Source organism: Pleionea litopenaei (assembly GCF_031198435.1).
GTDB classification, from domain to species: Bacteria; Pseudomonadota; Gammaproteobacteria; order Enterobacterales; family Kangiellaceae; genus Pleionea; species Pleionea litopenaei.
The window spans coordinates 4,131,783-4,150,939 of the sequence record NZ_CP133548.1; the positions used below are offsets into that span (position 1 = coordinate 4,131,783).

At 43.9% G+C, this 19,157-nt stretch carries 16 protein-coding genes; 12 read left to right on the forward strand and 4 right to left on the reverse strand.

Annotation, left to right across the window (positions count from 1 at the left end; genetic code table 11):
* Positions 1 to 360: 360 nt before the first annotated feature.
* From Q9312_RS18360 to msrA, 5 genes are all read left to right on the forward strand, one after another.
* A complete protein-coding gene (locus Q9312_RS18360) occupies positions 361 to 1,413 on the forward strand; it encodes a 3-deoxy-7-phosphoheptulonate synthase (RefSeq protein ID WP_309202312.1) in 1,053 nt (350 codons plus the stop codon).
* A gap of 33 nt (positions 1,414 to 1,446) precedes the next feature.
* The gene (gene tyrA / locus Q9312_RS18365; RefSeq protein ID WP_309202313.1) at positions 1,447 to 2,595 is read left to right on the forward strand and encodes a bifunctional chorismate mutase/prephenate dehydrogenase; all 1,149 of its coding nucleotides are present in this window, start codon (positions 1,447 to 1,449) and stop codon (positions 2,593 to 2,595) included.
* Between the two features lie 177 nt (positions 2,596 to 2,772).
* On the forward strand, positions 2,773 to 5,205 hold the full coding sequence (locus tag Q9312_RS18370) for an AAA family ATPase (protein WP_309202314.1): 2,433 nt from the start codon (positions 2,773 to 2,775) through the stop codon (positions 5,203 to 5,205).
* 291 nt (positions 5,206 to 5,496) lie between these two features.
* Entirely contained in the window at positions 5,497 to 6,312 is an 816-nt protein-coding gene (locus Q9312_RS18375; RefSeq protein WP_309202315.1) for a putative porin, read from the forward strand.
* A 153-nt stretch (positions 6,313 to 6,465) separates the two neighbouring features.
* The gene (msrA, locus tag Q9312_RS18380) at positions 6,466 to 6,987 is read left to right on the forward strand and encodes a peptide-methionine (S)-S-oxide reductase MsrA (protein WP_309202316.1); all 522 of its coding nucleotides are present in this window, start codon (positions 6,466 to 6,468) and stop codon (positions 6,985 to 6,987) included.
* A 95-nt stretch (positions 6,988 to 7,082) separates the two neighbouring features.
* Here the strand turns inward: msrA and Q9312_RS18385 are convergent, their stop codons facing one another.
* Positions 7,083 to 8,063, reverse strand: coding sequence for a polysaccharide deacetylase family protein (locus tag Q9312_RS18385; protein ID WP_309202317.1), 981 nt, complete (start codon positions 8,061 to 8,063; stop codon positions 7,083 to 7,085).
* A 105-nt stretch (positions 8,064 to 8,168) separates the two neighbouring features.
* Here Q9312_RS18385 and Q9312_RS18390 point away from each other — a divergent pair, with 105 nt between their 5' ends.
* Positions 8,169 to 8,738, forward strand: a complete 570-nt coding sequence (locus tag Q9312_RS18390) for an NIF family HAD-type phosphatase (RefSeq protein WP_309204527.1) — start codon at positions 8,169 to 8,171, stop codon at positions 8,736 to 8,738.
* A 46-nt stretch (positions 8,739 to 8,784) separates the two neighbouring features.
* Here the strand turns inward: Q9312_RS18390 and Q9312_RS18395 are convergent, their stop codons facing one another.
* The gene (locus tag Q9312_RS18395; protein ID WP_309202318.1) at positions 8,785 to 9,153 is read right to left on the reverse strand and encodes a hypothetical protein; all 369 of its coding nucleotides are present in this window, start codon (positions 9,151 to 9,153) and stop codon (positions 8,785 to 8,787) included.
* Positions 9,154 to 9,329: 176 nt separating this feature from the next.
* Between Q9312_RS18395 and Q9312_RS18400 the strand changes: the two genes are divergently transcribed.
* The 5 genes from Q9312_RS18400 to Q9312_RS18420 all read left to right on the forward strand — a co-directional run bounded on the left by Q9312_RS18400 (position 9,330) and on the right by Q9312_RS18420 (position 16,600).
* Positions 9,330 to 10,373, forward strand: coding sequence for an alpha/beta hydrolase family protein (locus Q9312_RS18400; protein WP_309202319.1), 1,044 nt, complete (start codon positions 9,330 to 9,332; stop codon positions 10,371 to 10,373).
* A gap of 129 nt (positions 10,374 to 10,502) precedes the next feature.
* Positions 10,503 to 11,162, forward strand: a complete 660-nt coding sequence (locus tag Q9312_RS18405; RefSeq protein ID WP_309202320.1) for a GntR family transcriptional regulator — start codon at positions 10,503 to 10,505, stop codon at positions 11,160 to 11,162.
* Between the two features lie 19 nt (positions 11,163 to 11,181).
* Positions 11,182 to 13,791, forward strand: coding sequence for a Fe/S-dependent 2-methylisocitrate dehydratase AcnD (gene acnD, locus Q9312_RS18410; protein WP_309202321.1), 2,610 nt, complete (start codon positions 11,182 to 11,184; stop codon positions 13,789 to 13,791).
* Between the two features lie 110 nt (positions 13,792 to 13,901).
* Positions 13,902 to 15,080, forward strand: coding sequence for a 2-methylaconitate cis-trans isomerase PrpF (prpF, locus tag Q9312_RS18415; protein ID WP_309202322.1), 1,179 nt, complete (start codon positions 13,902 to 13,904; stop codon positions 15,078 to 15,080).
* A gap of 368 nt (positions 15,081 to 15,448) precedes the next feature.
* Positions 15,449 to 16,600, forward strand: a complete 1,152-nt coding sequence (locus Q9312_RS18420; protein WP_309202323.1) for a hypothetical protein — start codon at positions 15,449 to 15,451, stop codon at positions 16,598 to 16,600.
* A 17-nt stretch (positions 16,601 to 16,617) separates the two neighbouring features.
* Here the strand turns inward: Q9312_RS18420 and Q9312_RS18425 are convergent, their stop codons facing one another.
* Complete coding sequence (locus Q9312_RS18425) at positions 16,618 to 17,397, reverse strand: peptidase associated/transthyretin-like domain-containing protein (protein WP_309202324.1); 780 nt, start codon at positions 17,395 to 17,397, stop codon at positions 16,618 to 16,620.
* 228 nt (positions 17,398 to 17,625) lie between these two features.
* Here Q9312_RS18425 and Q9312_RS18430 point away from each other — a divergent pair, with 228 nt between their 5' ends.
* Positions 17,626 to 17,865, forward strand: a complete 240-nt coding sequence (locus Q9312_RS18430) for a cyclic di-GMP-binding domain-containing protein, MshE-related (RefSeq protein WP_309202325.1) — start codon at positions 17,626 to 17,628, stop codon at positions 17,863 to 17,865.
* Positions 17,866 to 18,051: 186 nt separating this feature from the next.
* Here Q9312_RS18430 and gap read toward each other — a convergent pair whose 3' ends face one another.
* Positions 18,052 to 19,080, reverse strand: coding sequence for a type I glyceraldehyde-3-phosphate dehydrogenase (gene gap / locus Q9312_RS18435; RefSeq protein ID WP_309202326.1), 1,029 nt, complete (start codon positions 19,078 to 19,080; stop codon positions 18,052 to 18,054).
* Positions 19,081 to 19,157: the final 77 nt, after the last annotated feature.

Sequence of the window (19,157 nt, forward strand, 5' to 3'; positions counted from 1 at the left end):
TTCGAAGTTAGTAGGTGAGTGCATCAATTTTGATTTGATAACTAAATCGTATTTACTCTAGCGCGCCACATCTGCTAGTTTAGAATCAACTTAAACTTAACGGTATGCTGCAAATTGATGCACAGTTAGCAAATTGATGCACAGTTAGCAAATTGATGCACAGTTAGCAAATTGATGCACAGTTGAGCGATGAACAGTTAAACGCCCCGTTAGTAGAGCTAGTCATTCTTTTATGAATAATATACGCCACAATCTATCTGCATCCCCAATGATTCTTCCTGAATCAATGGTGGCGTATTATTTTAGTTACTATTTCGCGTAATTTACGCGGCCTTTTCTTTTATACAGCCGAGGTAATCCATGTCTAAGCGACTGAATAACGTCAATATTGAACAAGAAACCGTGATCACTTCACCGGATCAATTGAAAGCGGAGATACCCTTATCGGATCAAGGTCGCGAAACCGTACTCTATTATCGAGAGCAAATTGGCCAAATACTCGAAGGAAAAGATGATCGGGTGATTGTGGTCGCCGGTCCTTGTTCGATACATGATATTGATGCCGCAAAAGAGTATGCGCGACGGCTAAAGGTGCTGCATGATCGATACGCTGATCGAATGCTCATTGTAATGCGGGTTTATTTTGAAAAGCCGCGAACCACCGTTGGATGGAAAGGTTTGATTAACGATCCTCATCTCAACGATACCTTCGACGTTGAAACCGGGTTGAGAAAAGCCCGCTCGTTACTCACATGGATTGCCGATCTCGGGCTGCCAGCGGGAACGGAAGTTCTCGATCCCATCACTCCGCAATATGTGGCGGAATTGTTCAGTTGGGCGGCAATCGGTGCGCGTACAACCGAGTCGCAAACTCATCGAGAAATTGCATCGGGCTTATCGATGCCGGTTGGTTTTAAAAATGGAACAGACGGCAATATTGAAGTCGCTATCAATGCGATGCAGTCAGCGATATCTGCGCACCGTTTTATTGGTATTAATCAGCAAGGTGAAGTATCCCTAATCACCACTCGTGGCAATCGCCACAGCCATATTATTTTGCGTGGCGGAAAACATCCCAATTATGATTCCGTTCATATTGCGATGCTTGAGCAGCGTTTGAAGAATGACGGAATAACGCCGCGCTTTGTGGTGGATTGCAGTCATGGTAATTCACAAAAGGACTATCGTTTGCAACCGCTGGTGTATCGTAATGTGATCAATCAGATTAAGCAGGGCAACCGGTCGATACTCGGGTTGATGTTAGAAAGTCATCTCAATGAGGGTAACCAGAAAGTTGCAGGCACGCTCGATGATTTGACTTACGGCGTTTCGATTACTGATGCGTGTATCAACTGGGAAACGACGGAAGAATTACTCGAAGAAAGTTATCAACAGCTGGCCCAAAGGGTATAGTAGCTTCTTTATCAATGATTTAAGCTGCTAAAGATGCCTCACTCAGACTTGATTGCTGATATTCGATCGCAAATAGATGATTGTGATGAAGCGCTATTAGAAGTACTCGCCCGTCGTCAATCTTTGGTTGAACAACTGGTTGCCCATAAAGCTGCCAATGGGGAAGCGTTGCGCGTACCTAAACGGGAAGCGCTAATTTATTCTCGACTCGATGAGTTAGCGGCTAAGAAAGGGTTAAATGCTCAGCTTGTGGTCGATATTTTTCAGCGGATAATGCGCGATTCTTATGAACGTCAGGCGAGTAAAGCGTTTCCTTGCGCCAGTCTTCAGCCGAAAGACATAGTGATCATCGGTGGTAAAGGGCAATTAGGCTCATTGTTCGCTAAGCTTTTTGAGCGCAGTGGGCATCAGGTAACATCGCTCGATAAAAATGAGTGGCACTCAGAGTCCGCGGTGCTTGCGCAGGCAGACTTAGTGATCGTTGCTGTGCCCATTAATGTGACTTTGCCGGTGATTGAGCAATTAACTGCGCTAAAACCGAATTGCATTCTGGCCGATTTAACCTCGGTCAAAAACAGCCCCTTGAGTTCTATGCTCAAAGCGCACTCTGGTCCTGTGGTCGGTCTTCATCCGATGTTTGGTCCTGGCGCCACGCAAATTGCCAGACAACTCATTCTTGTTAGCGAAGGACGGCAAATCGAAGCGGCTCAATGGATGATCGCACAATTCAAGCTGTGGGGGTGCGATATACAGAGCATCGGAGCAAAACATCACGACGAGTTAATGAGTCAGATCCAAGGCGTACGCCATTTTGTGGTCTTTATATTGGGCTGGCAGTTACAGACGAGCGGCACCGATTTAAGTGAGTTGCTGCGCTGCAGTTCACCAATCTACCGCATGGAGCTAGCGCTAACGGCACGTTTATTCAATCAAAACCCTGAACTCTATGTCGACATTTTACTCAATGCTCAAAATACCTGTGGTGCTTTTGCTGATTTTGACGCTTGCGCTCGGCAAGGTGTGGCTTGGCTTAAATCGAACGATCGTGATGCGCTCATTAATGTCTTCAAGCAAGTTGCAGAATATTTTTCCTCTGAGCAATCAGGTCTTTTTCAAGACAGTGAGCGCCTGCTTGAGGCTTATCGAGAACGTATTAGTGGTCAAGTTGAGTCGTCTTTATGAGTTTTTAAGCCGATATAAACTTTGATCCGTTATAATCTTTGACCCGATTTAAACTTTGACCAGAAATGGGCTGCACGTCATAATCCTTTTAAGACACAACGAAAGTGTCTGTTAAATGCCACGAATCAATCAATTGATAGTACGTTTCCCAAAACAGAGCAGATAAAGCGATAAAGAATGAGCCAATTGCCACTAAGTGTTGAAAATTTAACCACTGCCATCAATGCCTCAGAGCTTCCGTTTAAGTCATTAGCCGATCTCGAAGCAAACGTTGAGTTTCTTGGGCAAAGTCGAGCAAAACATGCGCTTGCCTTCGGTTTAGAAGCCAAACGTCGCGGGTATAACCTATTTGTTATGGGCGACAGTGGCACTGGGCGTATCTCGATGGTGATGAGACACATCGAAGCCAAGGCTCAATTACAAAAAGCTCAACCTGATTGGATTTACGTTAACAATTTTGATGAAAGTCGAGAACCCTGGGTTATGCAGTTACCCACCAGTTTCGGAAAAAAATTGGTGAGTGATTGTCAAAAAATGGTTGGACGTTTATTGGTGACCATTCCAGCGGCATTCGAAAATCCGAGTTACCAACGGAAAAAACAAGCCATTGATAAGCGTTTTAATTCGCGATTTGAGTCGGCCATTGAGCAGGTTGAAAAAGAAGCCAATCAACAAGGTTTTGCGTTATATCAAGACGCATCCAATATTTCATTTTCGCCGATTATTGATGGGAAGCCAATTGACGATATTACTTTTACTAACTTGCCTCCTGAACAACGCGATGCGATCAATCAAGCGATCGATTTGCTCGAAGATAAATTAACCGAAGCCTTGTTAGAAATGCCGCAGTGGAAGCGCGAGAGTTACGAAGCAATGCAAGAGCTGAACTCCGCTACCATTCACTCAGCCAGCGCACCAGTCGTATCGGAGTTGCAAGAAAAGTACCGAGGTATCACCGGAACCCAAATTTACTTCAAAGAACTCTTAGGGCATTTAGTTAAAATAATTTTAGAGAATTTTAACTTGATTGAGTCACCTGAATTAAAAAATGATCAAGGCCTTAGAGAATTACTGCAACAGACTTTTGTCCCCAATCTTTTGGTCAGCAATAATCCAGCGCTTGGCGCACCGGTTGTTTACGAAGCGCATCCAACCTTCAGCAATTTATTTGGACGTGTTGAATATTGGAATGAAGGTGGAGCGATTACGACGAGCTATCAGTATATACGTTCGGGAGCGTTGCACCGAGCGAACGGTGGCTACTTAGTGTTAGAAGCAGAAAAAATATTTGAAGACCCTTATATCTGGGGGCAATTAAAACAGGCATTGTTGACTCAAGAATTGAAATTTGATCCGCCAATGATGGAGGGGCAAACGGCAGTGACCATTGGTCTTAGCCCGCATGGTGTTCCATTAGATATTAAAATAATTTTGGTTGGTAGTCGTCAGTATTATTATTTACTGCAAGACAATGATCCTGAGTTTAGCGAACTGTTTCGAGTGCTGGTCGATTTTGATGAACATCTCGATAAGTCAACAGAAAGTCTGTTGCATATGGCGCAGCTAGTTAAAACTCACAGTGAATCAGAAGGATTTGCCGAGGTTACTTTAAAAGGGTTTATAGAACTGGTTAAATTTAGTTGCCGACTCAGTGGTCACCAACATCAACTCAGTACCCGCTTCGGCGAAGTATTTGAATTGTTGGGCGAAGCTGATGTTTTGAGGTTTGAACAAGATGACCCAAAAATAACCGAACAGCATGTTCTAGAAGCGTTAAGACAAAGAGAGTTTCGGCATTCTCGAATTAGAAGCGAAATGTTGCAAGAGGTGCTTGAAGGACAAATTATTATTCACACCAGTGGAAACGTGGTGGGCAGTATTAATGGTCTCACCGTTTGGGAAATTGGCTCAACGGATTTTGGTACGCCTGCGCGAATCACTGCAACGGTTTTTCCCGGAAATAAAGGCATTGTCGATATTGAACGAGAGAGTGACCTTGGCCTTTCTATTCACTCGAAAGGCGTGTTAATTTTATCGGGCTATCTTGCAAATCGATACGCTCGAGAGTTCACTTTGACTTTGTCTGCAAATATTGTGATGGAGCAAAGTTACGGATTAATTGATGGCGACAGTGCCTCACTGGCTGAACTTTGTGCTTTGATTTCAGCGATTACTGAGCACCCCATTCAACAGTCCTTGGCGGTTACTGGTTCGATTAATCAGTTTGGTGAAGTGCAGGCAATCGGCGGTGTGAATGAGAAGATTGAGGGCTTTTTCGAATTGTGCCGCGCTCGTGGTTTAAACGGTCACCAAGGCGTTGTTGTTCCCAAGGCAAATCAAAAACATTTAATGCTCAAGCAGGAAGTCTTAAATGCCGTCGAGCAAGGCATGTTTGCAATTTATACGGTAGAGACCGTTGATGATGCATTGGCCATTTTACTCAGTCTTGCAGAAAGCGAAATGCCGGAGTTGCATAAAAAGATCACTGAAAAGCTAAAACAATTACATGATATCTGTGAAGATGTCGAAGAAGAAGACGATGGCGAAGAACAAGCAGTCCCTGCAACGGCGGATGAGACAAAGTCAGAGCTTCCTACTAAGAAGCCCTAAGCTGGTCGATACGTTTCTAGAACCTACTATCTTCATGTTTCCTGGAGCTGAACGCGATTTGTAACAAGACTTTGTGTTTTGTAAATATGTTACTCAGCTCACACCTAATTTCTTAACTGTTGTTATAATCCCTGCAGATTGATGGTCGCGCTGATTGATGGTCGCGCTGATTGATGGTCGCGCTGATTGATGGTGATATGGACTCTAAGTCGTTATCATCTATTTCTGAATAATTTAAGCGAGTAAATATTTTTAGTCTGCAAGAAAAAGTAATATTTTTAAGGAGTTTATGTGAAAAGTTTTTCAAAGATTAACCGAGCAATGAAAGCAACCTTGACGCTGCCTTTATTTTTGGCTACTTCGGCGGTCATGGCTGAGGACTATGTGTCTTTTAGCGATGCTGAATTCGTTGATTTTACTGAGTCAGATGCAGAGTTCTTTACTCTGGGGTCTCGTTACTACTTTGACAATAAAACGACCAAAGGTCCGCTCAAAGAATTTGATTACTTAAATACCGTGAGCACCGTGTATGGTTTTGTAGGTCAAGTCAATCAGCCGGGGCCAAATAGCGATGTTTATGGGTTGGGTGGTGATTGGTTTATTGGTCGCTTTTTAGTCGGTGCCGAGCATATTGATAATGATGCTTTTGACTCGTCACAAGTACGGCTTGGTTATTTATTTGCACCAAACTTTCTCGCAAAGATTACCTTACTCGACTCCGATGCCGCCGCTGACTTTTTGTTAACGGCAACCTATGATCATGACTTGGGAAACAACAAGTACATTGGCTTTACCGCTGAAGTTGACGATGAAATGGATAATTTAACTTTATCGTCTAAATATTTCACGCCCCTAACCAATGGTGAATATTTAACAGTGACGGGAACCATCTATTCTAGTGATCTCGTTGATGACAGCTGGGAACTGAGTTCTGAGTACTTTTTTAACAAGTTTTCGTCAGTGGGTGCGACCATTGGAGATGAAGAAATCAGTATTATGGGTTCTCATTTCTTCAATAATAATATTTCTCTAAGGGCAGAATACACCGATTACGACAATGATTTGTTAGGTGAATCAATTTCAGTAAGTGGTGTTTATCAGTTTTAGATGAGCGGTGTTCTCTGAGCACGCACGTTTAAAATAAATAAACCATTTGTATAAGAAAGGTCTCAATCAATGAGGCCTTTTTTCGTTTAAGTTACTGAGAAACTAAGGTAGAGTAAAATACACGGTAGCGCGAAATAAAAAAGGATATCAGCAATGAATTCGATTGTTTTAGGCGGTGGGTGTTTTTGGTGTTTAGAAGCTGTTTTTCAACGGGTAAAAGGCGTCTCTTTGGTAAAGTCGGGTTATGCTGGTGGGCATACCGAAAACCCAGAGTATCGTGAGGTCTGTGCAGAATCTACCGGACATGCTGAGGTTGTTAAAGTCGAGTATAACGAGTCTGTTATTTCGTTAAAGGAGTTGCTAAACATTTTCTTTATTGTTCATGACCCAACTACACTGAATCGTCAAGGGAATGATCGAGGTACCCAATATCGCTCAATTATATTACCTACAAGCGATGACGAGTTAGCTGTGATTGAGAGTGCGATCGAAGACGCGCAAGCGCACTATGCCGATAAAGTTGTTACTCAAGTTAAAAAGCTTCAAACCTTCTGGCCAGCTGAAACCTATCATGACAATTATTACAATCAAAATCAGCAACAACCCTACTGCCAATTAGTGGTTGGCGAAAAAGTTGCGAAACTGCATAAATATTTTGCTGACTACACGGATTAGTTTTAAGCATTTCAAGAAACGCTTTAGCTAACGCCGTTTTATCGAATGTCGCTATGTCAGAAACAGGCTCGGGAGAGCCTATTCGGACGACTAAATTATTGTGCGGTAGACAGTTCTTTCACAGTTTTTATTACACGATCATTAAATTGCTGCTTTAAATAGCTTTCTTCTAAAGAAGTATGCCATAACCCTTTTGACTGGCCTGAGTTCTTGGCTATTTCACCAATTCTCCCTGGGTTAAATTTAAATAATGCCGAGCTTTTATAAGAAGCAATCGGATCCATGAGTGCTTCTTCAGGAGTAATGATGGTCCAACCTTCGGCGCGCAATTGGTCGATTAAATCGCCGAGAAATAAAGCGGTGATATCCATTTCGTGCAACAGAAGAATGTGTTTCGGCGATCGTTGCAAGTGCTGTATCGCCATTTCATCGTAATAACGAATACCTTGCATCATAATATCAACGTACAAATCGCGAAGTGCTTGCATATCGATAGTCGCATGGTTTTTAACGGCATGCTGGAATAGACTTTCTAAATACCAATCATAGTTATTCTGAGTGATATAAGCGTTGCTGTACGCCATATCTTTTAGCAATTTGCGCATACCATCTCGTTTTTCTAGAGTATTCCCTTCGCGAAGAAAAGGAAATCGAAACCAAGGTCGAAAGTTAGGGTAGTTTTTTAATTGTTCATGAGCGGTAAGAAAGTCACTTTGATACTGTGCAAGGGATAATTGATTAAAATCAGGATGAGTATGGGTATGATTGGCGATGATGTGACCGGCATTAGCATAGCGCATTAAGCGCTCTGAGCCTTCTTGATCTAAGCGACTTGTGACTGCGAAAAAAGCGACCTGCGGAACGTTTTTTTGCTGAAGCATTGAAATCAGTTTTTCTGAGCGGGTTTTACCATCAAAGTAGCCGTTGGCCGATCGAGGTGCGTCATCCAGTGTTAGAGCAATAGACTTGCCATTTTTTTGTTCAGTATGTTGCTTAGCAAATTGCTCGGTATAACCACTAGCGGATAGAAACAGTAAGAGAAAAATGGCGAGAAGTGTTGAAACTGTTTTTTTCATCGTTGATTGATACTCAAATGTCATTCATTGTATGTTGGTCAGTAGGACTCTACCTTAGAGTGATTTTTCTCATCAAACAAGTACAGAGAGCATCTTTATAAAGTGATGGATAGTCAGAAATTAATCATACTTGATTTGGATGAAACATTAATTTACGCAACAGAAGAGAATCTTAAGTACGATGATGGATTCAAAGTTGGCAACTATTATGTTCATCCGAGACCTCACTTAGAGTCATTTTTAAGGTTTTGTTTCGCTCACTTTAACGTTGGGGTATGGACTTCTTCTGGAGAAACTTACGCACAATTAGTCGTTGAGGCAATTTTTAAGCCCGAGCAGTCCCTCGATTTCGTTTGGTCAAGAAGGCGCTGTGTTAGGCGGTTTGATGCTATTCGATATGAAGAGTACTTTATTAAAGACCTGAATAAATTGAAAAAGTATGGGTATCAACTCAAGGATATGATTATGATTGACGATACGCCAAGAAAGCTTGAGCGACATTATGGTAACCTAGTTAGAGTGTCGGCGTTTGAAGGCAACACTCTCGACGACGAGTTAAAACTGCTATCCGACTATCTAGCGACCATTTCTAACGTTGATGATATACGTCCGCTAGAAAAAAGAGGTTGGCGTCATAGGGTTGAAAGAAATTCTATTAAAAACGAACCTAATTAAAAGAGCGTCTTTTCATCAGATATCGGCATGATAAAGCTCAGCGCTCTCAGTCGACACTGTCTGCAATTCCGATCATTAGAGCGAGTATCAGAAAGGGTAATAAAATGATCCCACCAACAACCGCCAGGGTAGTTTTACCACCGTCGACAGATTCTATCTCAATTTTTTCGACATCGGCTAACAGGGTCGTGACGGCTTGCAAGGGAGCATTGGTCAAGGAGCCGACAATTTTGGTTTCGTCGATAGAGACCACTTGCATATCAATTATTCGTCCCCCGCGCTCATAAACGACAATCCGATCTTTAAATTCCACTTCATGATGCGGAGCTGAGTTTGAAACCGTCTGCATACTGGTGCAACCAATTAAACAAAATATGGCCCACCAAATGGTGACGAATTTGAGTGTTGATTTCATAGGCAGCTCTTTGTGGTGAATAACTCCTTAAGAGATTATGGACCAGCTGAGTGAAAATTGCACATTAAAGACTGACGGTAATCATTGTAAACTGCAAAGAAATCGTCACTGTCTAAACCTATCGGTTGAACGTCTTCGTTGATACGCTTGAGAATTTTTAATCAAGGAAATGATTTATGAAAAATATCTACGCGATTCCGCTTTATTTGATCGTACTAATGAGTTGTTGTACCGCCGTGTTTTCCGCGCAAAATTCATCGGTAGAGGAGGATAGACTTGCCTCTCAAATTCGCAATCCATCCAGTTGTTTTGATGGGATCTTTACTGATCTTCCAACCTATATAAAGCATATGAAAACCTTGCCTAGCGTCGGAGACGATCCAACAAAATTAGCGCAAGCAGAGAAACGATATCACTATTGGCGTGATAATTTTGAATGCCAATGGTTTGACTATGTTGTTGATAACATTTTAGTAAAAGGGTTTTACATTGTACCCCTGAAGGTTGAGCAAACGTCGCTGCCCGTCGTGGTTTTCAATCACGGTGGCAATGCGGATATTGGCGCAGTGAAGAGCCGTTACTTGTTTGGTAAGTTGTTTCCGTTAGCCGCAAAAGGTTACGTCGTTGTCGGGAGCCAGTACCGCGGCAATGGCAATCGTGATAATCCTCATCCTAATCCGTTGCTTGATGAATTTGGCGGTCGTGATGTTCGAGATGTTTCAGCTTTGCTCGACCTACTGCCAGACGTGCCCATGGCTGACTCGACTAAGGTAGCCCTTTGGGGCATCAGTCGTGGTGGAATGATGGCGTACTTGGTCGCTAAGAGTGACGCTCGTTTTAAAGCGGTGGTCGCGCAAAGCGCCCCGGTTGACCTGATCGCAGCTCGGCAAAGAGGAGGGTTTATTCTTAATGTCTTTGATAAGTGGATTCCAGGGTATCGCGAGTTTCCCAAGAAGGTCTTACGTGAGCGTTCGGTGATTTATTGGGCACAACAATTGACCCAGCCTCTATTCATCATTCACGGTAATCAAGATCCTCGTATTCCAGCCTCCGACATTGACCGGTTCGCTGCCAAGCTCGCCGAGCAAAATCACGATGTGGTGCAGCTACGTTTCCCCGACGGTAAACACAATCTCGGCCCTTATGAGACGCAGATTATTAATCAAATGGACGTTTGGCTTCAGCAAAACTTTCGCCAAGGAAAGCAAGCCGCTAATTGAAAAGGGTAGAAAAAAGAGTCAGTTAGCATCACCAATGTTGGTATTGTCGACAATTTTGCGGCAATTTATTGAAAATTAACCGTAACTTGCCTAGTATTGTCGACAATATTCGGTGGTTAGGAAGAAAACTTGTCTCCAGAAGCAGAACAAGCGGTTACCTCGTCGGACAAAACCTTTCAACAATTACGTTCTGACATTGTCGAGGGTGGCATTGTTGCGGGAAGTAAATTGAATGAGGCTGATTTGGCTTCGCGCTATTCAGTCAGTCGAGCGGTGATCCGAGAAGCCATTAATCGACTAGAGACGTGTCATTTGGTTGAGCGAAAGCCCAACGTTGGAGCAAAAGTTGTCGAGCTATCGGCACAGGGTCTCAAAGAGTTGTATCAGGTGCGTCAGGCACTTGAGGGTATGGCGGCTCGTCAAGCAGCGGAACACATGAGTGAAGGTGAAATTCATGAACTGCAAGCTTTGTTAAACAGCCACTTCAATACCGTGAAAACCGGAGAAACCTATTACCAAGAAGCCGGCGATCTCGATTTTCATTACCGCATCATATTAGGCAGTAACAATAAGCAATTGATCAGCTTGCTTATCAATGGTCTCTATCATCTTATTCGCATGTATCGAGTGCAGCTAGGTATGGCAGGACCAAGAGTGACCACTGCATTTGATGAACATCGACATATTGTTCAAGCAATTGCTAATCGAGACGCTGAACTGGCTGAAATTCTAATGCGGCGGCATATTCAATACACCGAAAAAAACTTGGCATCAAAATTAAATTCATGAACTTAAACGAAGGCAAATTATGAACAGCGACTACCGTAAGAAACTGCAAGGAACAGACCTTGATTATTTCGATACTGCAGCAGCGGTTAATGATATTCAACCGGGAGCTTACGAGAAGCTACCTTACACCTCGCGGGTTTTAGCAGAGAATTTGGTTCGCCGATGTGAGCCAGAAAACCTTACCGCGGCATTAAAGCAAATTATAGAGCGCAAGCGCGATCTCGATTTCCCTTGGTTTCCAGCTCGGGTGGTTTGTCACGATATTTTAGGTCAAACTGCATTGGTCGATTTGGCGGGTTTAAGAGACGCCATCGCTGCGAAAGGTGGCGATCCGGCCAAAGTTAATCCGGTGGTGCCAACTCAGCTGATTGTCGATCATTCATTGGCTGTCGAACATGCTGGTTTCGAGAAAGATGCGTTCGAGAAGAACCGAGCCATTGAAGATCGTCGAAATGAAGATCGTTTTCATTTTATAAACTGGACCAAGACGGCGTTTAAAAATGTCGATGTTATCCAACCGGGTAACGGCATTATGCATCAAATTAATTTAGAAAAAATGTCTCCTGTTATACATGCTAGAGACGGCGTGGCGTTTCCGGATACGCTAGTAGGAACCGATTCACATACACCTCACGTTGACGCTTTGGGCGTTATCGCTGTTGGAGTTGGCGGTCTCGAAGCCGAAAGCGTCATGTTAGGCCGTGCTTCTTATATGCGCCTTCCAGACATCGTTGGTGTTGAATTAACCGGTAAACCGCAACCGGGAATTACCGCAACCGATATTGTTTTAGCCTTAACCGAATTTTTGCGTAAAGAGCGAGTTGTATCCAGTTATCTCGAGTTTTTTGGCGAAGGTGCAGCGGCGTTAACGCTCGGCGATCGAGCGACTATTTCAAACATGACGCCGGAATACGGTGCGACCGCGGCTATGTTTTACATCGATCAACATACCATTGATTATTTGAAGCTAACCGGGCGTGATGATGAGCAAGTCGCCTTGGTTGAGCAGTATGCTAAAACCGCTGGCTTATGGGCCGACAGTTTGACTGCCGCTGAATACGAGCGTGTACTGACGTTTGATATTTCATCGGTTGGACGAAATATCGCTGGGCCCTCTAACCCACATCGGCGTGTGGCAACGGCTGAACTGGCCAGCCAAGGCATCACGGGTGCTGTCGAAATGCCGGATGATGAACATTGGAAAGGCCATATGCCTGATGGTGCTTGTATCATCGCTGCGATCACCAGTTGTACAAATACTTCAAACCCTCGCAATGTTATTGCTGCCGGTCTACTTGCCAAAAAAGCCAATCAATTGGGGCTGGCCCGTCGACCTTGGGTCAAAACGTCTCTAGCGCCTGGATCAAAAGCCGTGCAGCTTTATCTTGAAGAATCGGGTTTGTTACCTGAGTTAGAAAAACTCGGCTTCGGGATTGTCGCTTTCGCATGTACGACGTGTAATGGAATGAGCGGAGCACTGGATCCTGAAATTCAAAACGAAGTGGTTGAACGCGATCTATACGCGACCGCTGTGCTATCGGGGAATCGTAATTTTGATGGACGGATTCATCCTTATGCCAAGCAAGCCTTTTTAGCGTCGCCTCCGTTGGTTGTCGCCTATGCCATTGCGGGTACGATTCGCTTTGATATCGAAAAAGATGTGCTTGGGCATGATAGCCAAGGCCAGGCGATTACATTGAAAGATTTATGGCCAACGGATGAAGAAATTGACGCGGTCATTGCTGAGCATGTGAAACCAGAACAATTCCGTAAAGTTTATGAGCCGATGTTTGATTTGTCGGTCGATTATGGCGACAACGTTAATCCTTTGTACGATTGGCGTCCACAGAGTACTTATATTCGACGTCCTCCGTATTGGGAAGGAGCATTGGCTGGCGAGCGAACATTAGCCGGCATGCGCCCGTTGGCGGTTCTTGGTGATAACATCACGACCGACCATCTCTCGCCTTCCAATGCAATCTTGGCAAGCAGTGCTGCGGGAGAGTATTTGGCAAAAATGGGGTTGCCAGAAGAAGACTTTAACTCTTACGCCACTCATCGTGGCGATCACTTAACCGCACAGCGAGCAACCTTCGCTAACCCGAAACTGTTTAATGAAATGGTGGTTGATGAACAAGGTGAAGTGAAGCAAGGCTCACTCGCGCGAATCGAGCCAGAAGGGCAAGTGACTCGTATGTGGGAAGCCATCGAAACCTATATGGAGCGTAAGCAACCGTTAATCATTATTGCTGGTGCAGATTATGGTCAAGGCTCTTCACGAGATTGGGCTGCGAAAGGCGTGCGCCTAGCTGGCGTTGAAGCCATTGTGGCGGAAGGTTTCGAGCGAATTCATCGTACTAACTTAATCGGCATGGGCGTTTTACCGCTGGAGTTTACCGGTGGTGATACACGGCATACTTATCAAATCGACGGCACCGAAACCTTCGACGTCAAAGGTGAGCCGACGCCCGGAGCACAGTTGACATTGGTTATTCATCGACGAAGCGGAGAGCAACTTGAAGTCACCGTGAAATGTCGATTAGACACCGCTGAAGAAGTGTCTATCTATGCCGCGGGCGGGGTGTTACAACGTTTCGCGAAAGACTTTTTAGAGTCCGAAAATCAGTAAAACGTCGTCGTTAAAAAGTTGCGTTTGAGAGAGGCTTGTTGGCAAGTCTCTCTCATTAACGTTTGAATCAATGGTGGCGTAACGCAGGGTTACGCCCTAGGAGAAAAATAATGAGCTTTGCTCCTCAGATTAAAGTGGCTGCCACCTATATGCGTGGAGGCACCAGCAAAGGTGTATTTTTTAAATTGTCGGATTTACCGACAGACGCGCAGCAACCAGGGCCCGCTCGTGATGCTTTATTACTTCGAGTGATCGGAAGTCCTGACGCTTACGGTAAACACACCGATGGTATGGGCGGTGCAACGTCAAGCACCAGCAAAACGGTCATACTATCGAAAAGCCAGCAGCCAGACCACGATGTCGACTACTTGTTTGGCCAAGTAGCCATCGACAAAGCATTTGTAGACTGGAGCGGAAATTGCGGAAATTTAACCGCTGCTGTTGGGGCGTTTGCCATAAACAGTGGTTTAGTCGACCATGATCGACTACCTCAAGATGGCATTGCTAAGGTTAGAATTTGGCAAGCTAATATTGAAAAAACCATTGTGGCTCATGTGCCAATGAGTAACGGTGGCGTGCAAGAAACGGGAGACTTTGTGTTAGATGGCGTGACGTTTCCGGCGGCTGAAGTTCAAGTTGATTTTATGGACCCTGCTGATGCGAAGAGTGCCTTGTTTCCAACGGGCAACCTAGTCGACCAATTAGAGGTTCCCGGCGTGGGAAGTTTTAACGCGACATTTATAACGGCCGGTATTCCCACTATTTTTCTAAATGCCGATGAGCTTGGTTACAACGGATGTGAGTTACAAGAAGCCATTAATGGTGACCCAAAGGCGCTTGAGCGATTTGAAACTATTCGTGCTTATGGCGGCGTTCAGATGGGATTACTCAAGTCTCCTGATGAGGCTGCTACTCGGCAACATACGCCTAAAGTTGCATTTGTCGCACCGGCGGCAGACTATGTTTCTTCAAGCGGCAAAGAGGTGCATGCCCAAGACATTGATCTTAATGTGCGAGCGTTATCGATGGGTAAATTGCACCACGCCATGATGGGCACGGCCGCCGTTGCCATCGCAACCGCAGCGGTTATTCCTGGCACCCTCGTTAATTTAGCCGCTGGTGGTGGAGAGCGCGAGTTTGTAACTTTTGGGCATCCCTCAGGAACCTTGAAAGTTGGTGCAGAAGCGACACAAGCCGACGAACAGTGGAACGTTACCAAAGTCAGTATGAGTCGCAGTGCACGAGTATTGATGGACGGTTTTGTTTACGTTCCTCCTGAACAAATATAATCATCAGTCTATAACCATCACTCGTTAAGCCAATGGTGTGCTTATCGAGAGATGGTTCAATTTTTAAATGGTTGTTAAAAGTCGCCGTAAGAGACAGTTTAAAAAAACAGTTTAATAAATAGAAGTTTAATAAATAGAAGTTTAATAAATAGAAGTTTAATAAATAGAAGTTTAATAAATAGAAGTTCAATAAATAATGCTATCAATTAGAGCTCTTATTCTTAAGCACTCCATCTAAAAGAGTGACGAACATTACTCTCTGGTTTTGTTTGACCACTTCAGAAATTATTATGCAGATTCAACCCTCTTGAATAAATTCCCTCGTTTGTAGTTTTCCTGCACTAAAGCAGTTGATTGGATTAACAACCATGTTCACTCAAACGTTCGACGCTTTTGGGAGAAAACTTAAAGTTCATTGGGTTCAGATACGCCAAAACACCCTTAATAGTTTAAGCACACTCTTTCGATTAAAGCTGTATTTGTTTTTCTTTGTCAGCGTTAATCTTATTGTGTCTTCGTCGGTTGACGCGAGTCAGCGTATCGAAGACTCGAATAAATTACACAGTGAGAGTAAGGGCCAGCGGTTAGGAAAGACCAAAGGCTTGAGGCAAACGCAAGTGTGGGAACCGAGCTTGCGCATGCAAGCACTCGAAGCTTTGTACGACATGGAGCGAATTTTCAGGGTCGAACGATTCGCTCCTGCCTTTCTTATGGAGTTCGACAGTGAGTTGGTTGATGCTTTAATCGGGCGGCTCGAAATGAATGCCGATAGGCTGCCGAATGACGCCATGGTAAAGATTTGTGAAGGTCGAGTTGATCCCTATTTTACGGATATGTTGACTTTATTCTGGGATATTTGGCGACGTTATCCCAAAGAAATGGCGTCTTATCATGAATTGCTCAGTCTTCATGCAATGACTGAATTAGCGCTGTACAGCAATTATGTGGGAGCGAGTTTAAATATTCCTGAAACCTCTCGGCGATTAGCGCAGCAATGTCATCAGCTCGACAATGTATTACTGTCTCGCACCTTAACTCGGGCAACTAAACGGCATTGTGAGGTTATGAATTTATCACTTGTACGTTTTAACTTCAGTTCTTCTCGAGCATCGTCTGCTCGATTGGCGCTAGAATTGTTGGACTGTTTATCTGAGACGGACGCTGTTCAATGGGTGATGACTGAGTTGGTCAAAATGACGCCTGAGAGTGGCTATTTATACTACGATAATATTCACCACGTGCAACAACAAGTTCCTAAGGAGCAACAAAAGCGTTTTGAAAATTGGACTCGTTTAGTGAAGTATCTGGTTTCAAAAAAACAGCACTCTAGGTTAATGGCTTTTCGACCATCGTTATCGGGCGATCTTGCTTTTCTTGTTGATGTCGCACTGATTAAAACGTCAACGCCAGCACAGCAGGCGGCTTTTAAAGAAAGCTATTGTTTCTCGAATAATCCTCTTTTAGCAAAAAAAGTTAAAAAGTTACTGAGCGACATAAATCAACAATGTGGTGTGCAGTAATCGTTATTCTTTTGTCGCTAGAGCAAGGCTTTATTGAAATAACTTAAAGCTTCGCGAGATTCCTTTTCAATCGAGTCGATCATGGCATCTCTTTGGAGGAAGTTTTCGGTTGTGCGTGGACAATCTTGGGCAATCATCTGCCAATTTAGAATGGCGTGTTGATAAGCGTTTTGCAGCCAAAGCGCTAGAGTTTGCGAATTATTCGTTTGAGTTAGCGTTGTTGATTGATTGTGTAATTGATTGAAAAGCTTTCTTGCGACGTACAAAGAACGCTTTGCATTTTTTAGTAGGGCAATTGAACAGCCTCCAAACTCAGAAGGCGAGTTAAACGATGAGTTAATATCATGGTCTGATAATAAAAATACACGATGGTTAGTGGGTGGAATATTCGGTTGCGAATCGATGAACAAAGAATCTAGGTTTCGCTCTTCGATTCGGTACATCCGTAAACTCGACGCAACAAAGAAATGGTCTTGAATGTCGTTGCTTTGCACCGTTAAAGGATATTGCTTTAAGGCGTGTGCGGGCATTTTAATGACGGCTTCGGTGCTGGATAAAGCGGCAAGAGAAAATTCACCTTCTCGGTTAGTTGTTGTTTTATAGTCGGGGTGTTCACTAAAAAAAACTGAGGCATTGATTGCTGGTTGCATTGTATTGACATCGAGCACTCGGCCAGCCACAGACGGTGTATGAAATACCTTTGTGATGGTTGGAAAGCAACCAAGTAAAACAAAACCTAGGCCAAAGTAACTACCAAAGCGAATAACTCGTCGAACGTGTTTATTAAATAGATTCATCAATACGGCTCACCAAAACGCTGTTAATTGAGTGATTAAAACATAAAGTAATAATAAATTAATTTACTAGAAATTATTGAGTTTGCCAAAACTTATCCTTGAACGCATAGTGTATGACCGAATGGGAAAGGTGGTGGGAAACGGCTCCAAGTAAGTTTGCTTTATCTCTTAAACCTGATTGCTTGATATCGCAGTATGTTAATTATTAGCGATAGGAGTAGAAAAATAATGATTAATCTGAGTGACGATTTAACGCTTCATCGACAAGTTCGAATTGGTGTTATTTTGCTTTCTCAAACTCAGTTGACCGAGCAGCAATTAGATTTCGCGTTGGATCTACAGCGCCGCCATGGGGGAGTCATGGGAGAATGTTTGGTTTCTTTAGGCTACGTAACGACGCAGCAAGTGTCTGATGCTTTGATGAAACAACGGCAGTTAACTAAACTATTTTGCACAAGCGGCGAGTAAAGATAAGTGGGCAAAGTTAAGCGGTCACCGATTAGCGATCAAAGAAAAAAACGTTAGAACGCATTAAAATACAAAATTGTTGCCTGGTTACTAAAATGTCGCCTGGCCAACAAATAAAATCAACAAATAAAATAAAGTTGCTCCACTGTATTGAGTGGAGCAGGTTTTATTGAACAGATAAAGCCGCTAGCTGGCTTTTTGCAAGCTTGTGTGTTGCATAAACAGGGCATTCGCCGTGTCAAGCATGCGATTTGAGTATCCCCACTCATTATCATACCAAGCAAATAACTTTGCCATGTTGCCATCGACACGCGTTTGCGTCGCATCAAATACACAGGAATGAGGGTTGTGATTGAAGTCGATAGACACTAACGGGCGATCATTGTATTCAATAATGTTTTGATAAGCACCAGAAGCGGCGTTCTTCATCAATTGATTGATTTCATCAATACTGGTCTCACGATCGAAGGTGACGGTTAAGTCAACCAATGAAACGTTGGCTGTTGGTACACGAATAGCCAGCCCATCTAATTTACCATTTAACTCTGGCAGCACTTTTCCAACAGCGGCTGCCGCACCGGTTTTCGTCGGTATCATCGACAAATCGGCGGCTCGTGCACGGCGCAAATCACTGTGATAAGTGTCGGTGAGTCGCTGATCGCCGGTGTAGGCGTGAATCGTGGTCATTAACCCTCTTTCTATGCCGATGTGTTGGTTAAGAACTTGAGCCATGGGGGCCAGGCAATTAGTGGTGCAACTCGCATTGGAGATAATCTGGTGTTGTGCCGTTAGCTGCTGATGGTTGACGCCGAAGACCACGGTTAGATCAGCATCTTTAGCTGGGGCTGAAATAACCACTTTGCTTGCACCAGCGGTTAGATGGCCTGCGGCTGCGGCGCGATCTGTAAAGACCCCAGTACACTCGAATACTAAGTCGACATTGAGTTGTTTCCAAGGCAAGGATTCAAAGTCTCTGTGTTGCGAGTAATGTATACGCCGACCATCAATTTCTAAGGCGTTTTCTTGATGATGCACTCTGAAGGGAAGGCGACCATGGACCGAGTCGAATTCGGTGAGGTGTGCATTAACTTCTGCAGGTGCAAGGTCGTTAATAGCGACGATATTGATGTGTTGGTAGGCCGGGTTTTCGAGCAATGCGCGCATTATGTTGCGACCGATACGGCCATACCCGTTAATTGCCGCGCGAATTTCCATAATTCTGTCCTTATGTTGTAAAATTACAATAAAGAGGTCTGAATATACGCAATTATTGATCTAAAATGAATAATAAA

What these genes read in the sequence shown, in the direction of transcription:
- Q9312_RS18360 (WP_309202312.1), top strand. Translation starts at nt 361, where the DNA reads ATGTCTAAGCGACTGAATAACGTCAATATTGAACAAGAAACCGTGATC.
- tyrA (WP_309202313.1), top strand. Translation starts at nt 1,447, where the DNA reads ATGCCTCACTCAGACTTGATTGCTGATATTCGATCGCAAATAGATGAT.
- Q9312_RS18370 (WP_309202314.1), top strand. Translation starts at nt 2,773, where the DNA reads ATGAGCCAATTGCCACTAAGTGTTGAAAATTTAACCACTGCCATCAAT.
- msrA (WP_309202316.1), top strand. Translation starts at nt 6,466, where the DNA reads ATGAATTCGATTGTTTTAGGCGGTGGGTGTTTTTGGTGTTTAGAAGCT.
- Q9312_RS18385 (WP_309202317.1), bottom strand. Translation starts at nt 8,063, where the DNA reads ATGAAAAAAACAGTTTCAACACTTCTCGCCATTTTTCTCTTACTGTTT.
- Q9312_RS18390 (WP_309204527.1), top strand. Translation starts at nt 8,169, where the DNA reads ATGGATAGTCAGAAATTAATCATACTTGATTTGGATGAAACATTAATT.
- Q9312_RS18395 (WP_309202318.1), bottom strand. Translation starts at nt 9,153, where the DNA reads ATGAAATCAACACTCAAATTCGTCACCATTTGGTGGGCCATATTTTGT.
- Q9312_RS18400 (WP_309202319.1), top strand. Translation starts at nt 9,330, where the DNA reads ATGAAAAATATCTACGCGATTCCGCTTTATTTGATCGTACTAATGAGT.
- acnD (WP_309202321.1), top strand. Translation starts at nt 11,182, where the DNA reads ATGAACAGCGACTACCGTAAGAAACTGCAAGGAACAGACCTTGATTAT.
- prpF (WP_309202322.1), top strand. Translation starts at nt 13,902, where the DNA reads ATGAGCTTTGCTCCTCAGATTAAAGTGGCTGCCACCTATATGCGTGGA.
- Q9312_RS18420 (WP_309202323.1), top strand. Translation starts at nt 15,449, where the DNA reads ATGTTCACTCAAACGTTCGACGCTTTTGGGAGAAAACTTAAAGTTCAT.
- Q9312_RS18425 (WP_309202324.1), bottom strand. Translation starts at nt 17,397, where the DNA reads ATGAATCTATTTAATAAACACGTTCGACGAGTTATTCGCTTTGGTAGT.
- Q9312_RS18430 (WP_309202325.1), top strand. Translation starts at nt 17,626, where the DNA reads ATGATTAATCTGAGTGACGATTTAACGCTTCATCGACAAGTTCGAATT.
- gap (WP_309202326.1), bottom strand. Translation starts at nt 19,080, where the DNA reads ATGGAAATTCGCGCGGCAATTAACGGGTATGGCCGTATCGGTCGCAAC.